We start from the raw sequence: 7741 nt of genomic DNA on the forward strand, positions 1-7741 counted from the left end.
AAGAGTGCCCCTGCCTGCAATCAGACCGCCAACGGTACTGGGGGTAGACGACTTTGCCTTCGCCAAACGGCAATCCTACGGCACGATTCTGGTGGATCTGGAACGGCAGCGTCCCATTGCCCTGCTCAAAGACCGAGAAGCCAACACGCTGGCACAATGGCTGGAGCAATATCCGGGAATCGAAGCTCTGTCGCGTGACCGTTCTGCCACGTATCGCAGCGGCATGAATCAAGGCGCTCCCCAGGCAATGCAGATCGCAGATCGCTTTCATTTATTGCAGAATTTTGTCCAAGTGCTGGAACAAGCTATGAGCGGGCATAGTGCGGTTCTTGATGCCGTTGATACGGCTCAACGCTTAGCAGATGCAACGGATGGTGCAACCGTGATGATTGCCCCAGCTACGCCTCCACGACCCGATGCGCAACAGCGAGCTGCCCAAAAGCGGGCACAACGCCTCAAAACCTATCAAAAGGTTTGGCGACTGCATCAGCAAGGTTGGTCTACTGGAGCCATTGCCAAAAAAGTGAAGCTGAGCAGTCGGACGGTGCAACACTATCTCAAAACGCCAAGCTTTCCGGAACGGCAAGGACGCAGTGACCGGGGCAGGAGTTTGTTAAACCCGTACAAACCCTATCTACTAGAGCAGTACAATCAGGGACACAGGCAGGTTAAAGTCCTGTTTCGAGAGATCCAGAAGCAGGGATATGGGGGAAGCTACATGACCGTCAGCCGCTATGTTCGACAAATAGCACAGGCGCAAGGAGTGACGTTAAGGCACTCTCCGTCTCGTCGATTGCCTGCTGTAGTTGATTCGCCTCGCCCGCCGCTGACCCCAAAGCGAGCCGCCTTTTTAGTAATCCGGCGAGCTGAAACGCTGCAAGCAGATGAGAAACAGGTGCTGCAACGTCTGGTTGAACAAACTGAACTCGCTCCTGCCATCACACTCGCACAAGCGTTTGCTCAGATCGTCCGGCACCGGCAATTTGAACAATTCGACGGGTGGCTAGAACGGGCTGAATCAAGCGCTCTTGCGCCCTTTGTCCGCTTTGCCCGGAGTTTACGGGATGATTACGATGCGGTCAAAGCAGGCGTGACCTTTACTGCCAGCAATGGGCAGGTCGAAGGGCAGATCAATCGGCTGAAGATGCTAAAGCGTCAAATGTACGGTCGCGCAGGCATTGACCTGCTAGAACGACGATTCCTGCTTGCCAGTTAACCCAATTCATGGATCAGTCATTGGTGCGTTATTCAAGAACGCACCTACTTTGTCATGTTCAAGCTCGGTTAAATTTAATGTTCTAATTGATTCTCAATTTCATCTTATGGCTCTCAGATGCTCTAAATCAAAAATATTGCCCCTAACCCTTAGCTTGAGGGGCTTTTACTTACACTCCCTACTGCTAAATCACCAAAAGATGGGAAGAGCCAACTTTGTTGGACAAACGATTGCTCAAGGTTTTTCCAGCATCAACCTGCTGTGGTTAACAGAGATTCCGATATTAGGGGCAGCGATCGCAGAAATCACACCAATGATTTCGCTGGCGATCGTTCTTCCCTTTGTGGTTGGCGTCTGGCTGTATGGAACCCGTACAGGCTTGACCTGGCGAGCCGTTGGCGAGTCTACTGCGATTGCTAGAGCAATGGGTATTTGCCCCGAGTTAGTGCAATTGCAAGGAATTTTAGTGGGTGGCTTTTTGTCAGGGTTGGGGGGAGCTGTCCTATCCGTAGATTACACCTTTACTTGGGCAGAAGGAATGACAGTTGGCAGAGGCTTAGTTGCAGTTGGTTTAGTGATTGTAGCGCGGTGGAATCCTTACTGGGCAATGCCTGTCGCGCTTTTATTTGGTGGATCAGAGGCATTGTATTTGCGACTGCAAGCGGTGGGTGTTCCAGTGTCGTCCTATCTGTTAGCAACTCTTCCGTATATCGTTTCGCTGGGTGTCTTGATGATTCACTATCGCAAAACCAATCAAAGCGGCGGAATGCCAGATGGACTGCGATCAATTTTTAGCAGCACTTATTAATCGAGATTTTAGATGGACAATCAAGGAGAAGAAAATGAGAATCAGGAGATTCAGAATTCCTGCATTATTAGCGCTGTTTGTGGCATTCATTATCATTGCCTGTTCTCCAGCACCCCAAACGTCGCAAACGCCAGAATCATCACCTGCCGCAATAGAGCCACAAAAGATTGGATACATCTATGTCGGCCCTCAAACTGATATGGGGTACAACTACTCAATGGATTTGGGGCGGCAGTATGTTGAAGCCAATATGCCAAATGTCAAAACAACCTACTTTGACAACGTTCCTGAAACAGCAGAAGTCTCGAGAGTTATGGAGCGGCTTATCCAAGATGGCCACAGAATTATTTTTGCAACCAGTTATGGCTATCTAGATTACGCGATTGAAGTTGGCAAAAAGCACCCCGATGTCACCATTCTTCATGCTGGAGGGCTTAAAACAAGTGATAATGTTGGCACTTATTGGGCAGATAGCGATGATGCAATGTACCTCGCTGGAATTGCAGCAGGTTCCGTAACTAAATCTAATAAGCTGGGATTCATTGGTGCATTTCAAATTCCGCAATTGCTTCGTACGATCAATGCGTTTACGAGAGGGGCACAAAGTGTAAACCCCAACATTACAACAACAGTTGTATGGACAGGTGCATGGCTTGATCCAGCGAAGGAGGCAGAAGCGGCAAACTCTTTAATTGATAGTGGGGTTGATGTTATTGCCGGTCAAGTTGATTCTCCGTTGACCTATTCTCAAACGGCTGAGAAACGTGGCGTTTATGTGATCGGTAAGGATGTGAATATCAGCGATCGCGCTCCTAAAGCCTGGATTACGGGTGCTTCTTGGAACTGGGGACCCATGATGACTAAAATTGTTGAAAGCATAAATGCTGGAACCTGGAAGCCAGAGCATATTCGCGGCACCCTGAAAGGTGGTGATGTTGTACTTGATCCATTTGGAGATGCAGTGAGTGAAGCGGTGCGCCAAAAAGTAACGCAAGAGAAAGAGGCGATACTCGCAGGTCAAAAGGTGGTTTGGGAAGGACCTTTAGTGAAACAGGACGGCACAGAAGCAGTATCCGATGGAACCAAGATGGCGCTCGATCAAATTGAAACAATAGATTACCTGATTAAAGGTGTTATTGGTTCTGCAAAATAAATTTCCTATAGGGGGTTTGCATTATAAACCCCTTACAGGTGCTTGGTTTTCCAAAAACTTTTCACCTTAATGAGGTGCAACATGGTTGCTGAAGTAAATCAAATTTACCCAATGGGGGCTGCAAAAGGTCAGGAGTGGCTAGTCTCTCGTGATGAAGTGGATATGTCACGGGTACCCCGTCCCATAAGATCCATGCGAGTTGATGCCGACCCACAACGGGTCGTGGTGGATGCATCGAAATCGGCTTTATTGATTGTTGATATGCAGAACGATTTCTGCACCAAAGGTGGCTGGTTGGATGTGATTGGGGTGGACTATACTCGCGATCGCGCTCCTATTGCTCCTTTACAATCTCTAGTCCCTGAATTTCGGGCAAAACAAATTCCAATTATTTGGCTGAGTTGGGGTGTTCGTCCGGATTTGCTCAACATTGCTCCGTCAGTGCTTCATGCCCATAGCCCAACTGGGGAACGGGTAGGGCTTAACCAGTTCACGCCTGAAAAGCGATCGCATGTGTTACGAAAGGGCGATTGGGGAGCTGCGATCGTAGATGAACTTAATCCAGGTGATCAAGATATCCATGTCACCAAACATCGATTTAGTGGATTTTGGGACACAGAACTTGACAGCATTTTGCGAAACATGGGCATTGCCACCCTGTTTGTTGGTGGCGTGAATATGGATCAGTGTGTTCTGTCTACTCTGCAAGATGCAACATTTTTAGGATACGATTGCATTTTGATTGAAGACTGCACTGCAACAACCTCACCACAGTGTTGTATTGAATCAACCTTATACAACGTTAAACTCCTCTACGGATTCATCACTCAATCCAAACATCTTTTAGCAGGACTTGCTCAGCTATAAATTCAATATATTTCCATGAAGAAAGAATATTCTTCTTAGGATGCGTTAGCAATAGCGTTACGCATCATCTAGCAACCTCCAGGCTATTGATAACCGAATCAAGATTTACAACACGATGAGTATGACCACATTTCATATGGTTGAGGGTGCGCCTGCACCAACTGGTCCCTTCTGTCATGCTGCCGAAATTGATGGATGGGTTTACCTAACTGGTCAAACGCCCCTTGATCCATATAATTCAACTGCGCCCATTCCTGATGGCATTGAAGCACAAACACATTTGGTTTTCTCAAATCTCAAAACGGTATTAGCCGGATTGGGAATGGGGTTTGAGCATGTCGTTCGAGTTGGTGTGTATTTAACGCATTTAGAGGAAGATTTTGAGCTATTCAACCAAGTCTACAAAACCTATTTCATAGAAGGGAAATTACCTGCTCGCACCTGCGTTGGAGTTTCTAGCCTAGTGCGAGGCCCCAGAGTCGAAGTTGATTTTGTTGCTCGTAGACCGAATTAAACCATGCACATCAGTTTACGAGGAATTACAAAGCGCTTTGGTCAGTTTTTGGCAAATCATCAAGTTGATCTAGACATTTTGCCAGGGGAAGTGCTTGCTTTACTGGGTGAGAACGGTGCGGGTAAAAGCACACTGATGAAAATCCTCTATGGCTTTTATCAGGCGGATGAAGGCGAAATTTTTATTCAAGGTAAACCTGTCTCCATTTCCTCTCCAACGGTTGCAACGCAGTTGGGAATAGGCATGGTATTTCAGCAGTTTAGCCTGATCTCAGCCTTAACAGTTGCTGAGAACTTGATGCTGACTTATCCTGCTGCTCCCTGGTGGTTGTTACGTCAACCTACAGCCTGGAAATCTGTGCAAGCAAAATTGCGAGAATTATCACATAATATAAAACCCAATACTTATGTGCGCGACTTATCAGCGGGTGAGAAGCAGTTGGTTGAGTTGGCAAAAGTTCTAAATCTCAATGCAAATATCATTATTTTAGATGAACCTACGTCAGTCCTAAGTCCCCAAGAGCAGCAACGATTGTGGTCATTAGTGCGGCAACTTGCAGAGAAGGGACACTCAGTTGTGTTGATTACACATAAGTTAGAAGATGTTACTGCCTGCGCCGATCGCGTTGCCGTAATGCGTCACGGTACCGTTGTTGATGTTCGCCCAATGAGTGAAATAACAACCCACGAAATCGTTCAATTAGTGATGGGAGACGAACATCTAACGCCTGCTCACATTGTTAATTATCCCGTTCAAAACACTCCTAAACTTTGGATCAAAGATGTATCAGCGCATGCAACTGAGTTTGTTGAATCGATCGATTTACAGATTGTTGCAGGCGAGATTTTAGGCATCGCTGGTGTGTCGGGAAATGGTCAGCAGGCTCTAGCAGAAGCGATCGCTGGTCTCATTCCTCTAACCTCTGGTGAAGTTGTTTTGAACGATCGCATCATTAATAAAGCAGGACAGTTGCCTGATTGCCCTTTCAATGTTGCCTACATCCCAGAACAACCACTACAAAATGGTGTTGCTCCTGACTTGGATCTCGTTACTAATTTATTTATCAACCAGATTCACCGCATGCCTCTATTTCCGCGTTGGGGTAAGCAGCGATCACATGCCAGTGAATTAATTGCCGCCTTTGATGTACAACCTCCAAATCCCTTTAAGCAAGCGGATCAATTATCTGGAGGAAACTTACAGAAATTAGTAATCGCTAGGGAGCTATCTGGGAAGCCCGATTTAATCATTGCCTGTTACCCAGCAATGGGATTAGACATTGTAGCGACACAAGCAGTATATGAACATCTTTTCCGTCATGCGGAACGAGGCGCTTGTGTCATTTGGATTTCTGAAGATTTGGATGCGTTGTTGCAATACTCCCATCGCATTGCAGTTTTGTTTCATGGTCAAATCGCTGGTATCAGTACGACACGCACTACCAATCGTCAACAGTTGGGCTTTTGGATGACGGGTTCTCAGGCAGCTTGAATTTTATGGAGTGTTTAGTAGTTCTATATTCTATGTGCCGTAAGTTGACATAACAAATGAGAAGATATCCAGTGTGAAAATCATGCGCAAACATACTGTTGTTCTAGTTGAACTGCAAAGAACAGTGATAAAACACTCCAGATTCAGCTTAGTGCGATCGTGGCTTCAACTTCCGCAGTTTCTCCTACTTAAAAAGTTTATATTTTCTGGAATTCTATTTTTCATCCTCATTAGTCTCTTTTTCAAAATCTCTGGACAATCACCTCTTCCACTTCTTAAAGAAGTGGTTAATGCAGCATTTGGTAGCCCCTATTCTTGGTCGGAAACGTTGGTTAAAACAACACCAGTTTTGTTATGTGCGATCGCTACTGCACTCCCGGCAAGGCTTGGGTTAATTTCAGTCGGTGCTGAAGGGCAAATGTACATTGGAGCACTAGTGGGCACTGCTCCTGTGATTGCATTCCTACAACAGCCTATGTGGGTCGTTTTACCACTGATGCTTTTGGCGTCTGGGTTGGGAGGCGCATTATGGTCAGGTTTTCCCGGTTGGTTAAAAGCCCGAATGGGCATCAACGAGACAATTAGCACGTTACTGCTCAATTATGTTGCGATTTTGCTTGTGAATTTTGCAGTCTATGGTCCCTGGAAAGATCCTGCAAGCTTGGGATGGCCTGCCACTGTTTCATTTCCAGATGCGGCTAAACTGCCTACTTTTTTTAATACTCGGATTCATTTGGGTTTAGTCATTGGCATTGGCATTGCATTACTATTACACGTTTTGCTAACCTATAGTCGCTGGGGTCTTGAACTGCGCGTGATGCGTAGCAACCAAAAAGTTTCAACGGTTGCTGGTTTGAAGTATGGGCGTACAGTAATTTGGGTGATGGCGATCGCAGGCGGTGTTGCTGGACTGGCTGGGATTCTTGAAGCAAGCATGATTCAGGGACGGTTGCAATCCGACCTATCAGTAAGCTACGGATTAAGTGGATTTCTAGTCGCATGGTTAGCAGGTCAAAACTTTGTCTCAATTCTTCTAATTTCTTTGTTAGTAGGAGGCTTATCTGCCTCTGCCGACGCACTTCAATTATTTGCACAGTTTCCATCTTCTAGTGCGCTTATTATGCAAGGTTTACTGTTTACAAGTGCATTAACAGTAAACGGTTTAATTAATAAACAAGCATCTGGAAAGGCTGATTATAGTTCTTTGGAGTAATAGACTTGTTGAGAAATAAAATTGACTTGAGGCAAGGGTTTTCAAATTCTTCCTTCATTTACACTGCATCGAGGTAGAAGTTCCACAACCCTGCTGCATTTACCATTAAGGGGTCATCGAAAATTAGGCAGACGATTGCGATAGACACCCGTTCCTGCTCAACATCGTTCCATGCCTGTATGGGTCTCACATTTGACCCATTGGCAACTAAATTCTCGGTTTTCCTGCTTTTGTTGTTCACTCAACTCTTTTCCCTTCGGCTTCTCATGCGGCAGATGAACGTTTATCAGATAGTGTCTCTCAAGCCAAGTTTATTGAAGCAATCTTTGGAGGGCCAGATTGGGCGATTGCCCAGGGATGAAATTAGCTCGAAATGCCCTGAAGCAATAGTGAAGTACGCCCCGGAACTGGACAAACGAATTCGACCTCAGCTGAAGCTGACTAACGACTCGTGGAGGGTGGACGAAACTTATCTCAAA

General features: G+C 46.1%; 7 protein-coding genes and 1 pseudogene. All 8 read left to right on the forward strand.

What is annotated here, in order from left to right; translation table 11 throughout:
* Positions 1-1216: ISL3 family transposase (locus tag H6F80_RS28535; RefSeq protein ID WP_190794898.1), on the forward strand; the 1216-nt coding region annotated here is incomplete at its 5' end.
* A gap of 106 nt (positions 1217-1322) precedes the next feature.
* Positions 1323-2024, forward strand: coding sequence for an ABC transporter permease (locus tag H6F80_RS28540; RefSeq protein WP_347277941.1), 702 nt, complete (start codon positions 1323-1325; stop codon positions 2022-2024).
* On the forward strand, positions 1990-3177 hold the full coding sequence (locus H6F80_RS28545; protein WP_190794900.1) for a BMP family ABC transporter substrate-binding protein: 1188 nt from the start codon (positions 1990-1992) through the stop codon (positions 3175-3177). Before H6F80_RS28540 ends, H6F80_RS28545 begins: the two co-directional genes overlap by 35 nt.
* A gap of 81 nt (positions 3178-3258) precedes the next feature.
* Positions 3259-4044 carry a cysteine hydrolase family protein gene (locus tag H6F80_RS28550; RefSeq protein WP_190794901.1) on the forward strand — a complete coding sequence of 262 codons (786 nt, stop codon included), beginning with the start codon at positions 3259-3261 and terminating at the stop codon, positions 4042-4044.
* A 121-nt stretch (positions 4045-4165) separates the two neighbouring features.
* Positions 4166-4558, forward strand: coding sequence for a RidA family protein (locus tag H6F80_RS28555; protein WP_199296880.1), 393 nt, complete (start codon positions 4166-4168; stop codon positions 4556-4558).
* A gap of 3 nt (positions 4559-4561) precedes the next feature.
* Positions 4562-6049 (forward strand): ABC transporter ATP-binding protein, encoded by a 1488-nt coding sequence (locus tag H6F80_RS28560; RefSeq protein WP_190794903.1) that lies wholly within the window; start codon positions 4562-4564, stop codon positions 6047-6049.
* Between the two features lie 82 nt (positions 6050-6131).
* Positions 6132-7262 carry an ABC transporter permease gene (locus H6F80_RS28565; RefSeq protein WP_242067624.1) on the forward strand — a complete coding sequence of 377 codons (1131 nt, stop codon included), beginning with the start codon at positions 6132-6134 and terminating at the stop codon, positions 7260-7262.
* Between the two features lie 392 nt (positions 7263-7654).
* Positions 7655-7741 (forward strand): annotated as a pseudogene (locus H6F80_RS28570) (IS6 family transposase); the annotation flags it as partial.

The organism is Leptolyngbya sp. FACHB-711 (assembly GCF_014695615.1).
Classification (GTDB): domain Bacteria; phylum Cyanobacteriota; class Cyanobacteriia; order Elainellales; family Elainellaceae; genus Leptolyngbya_A.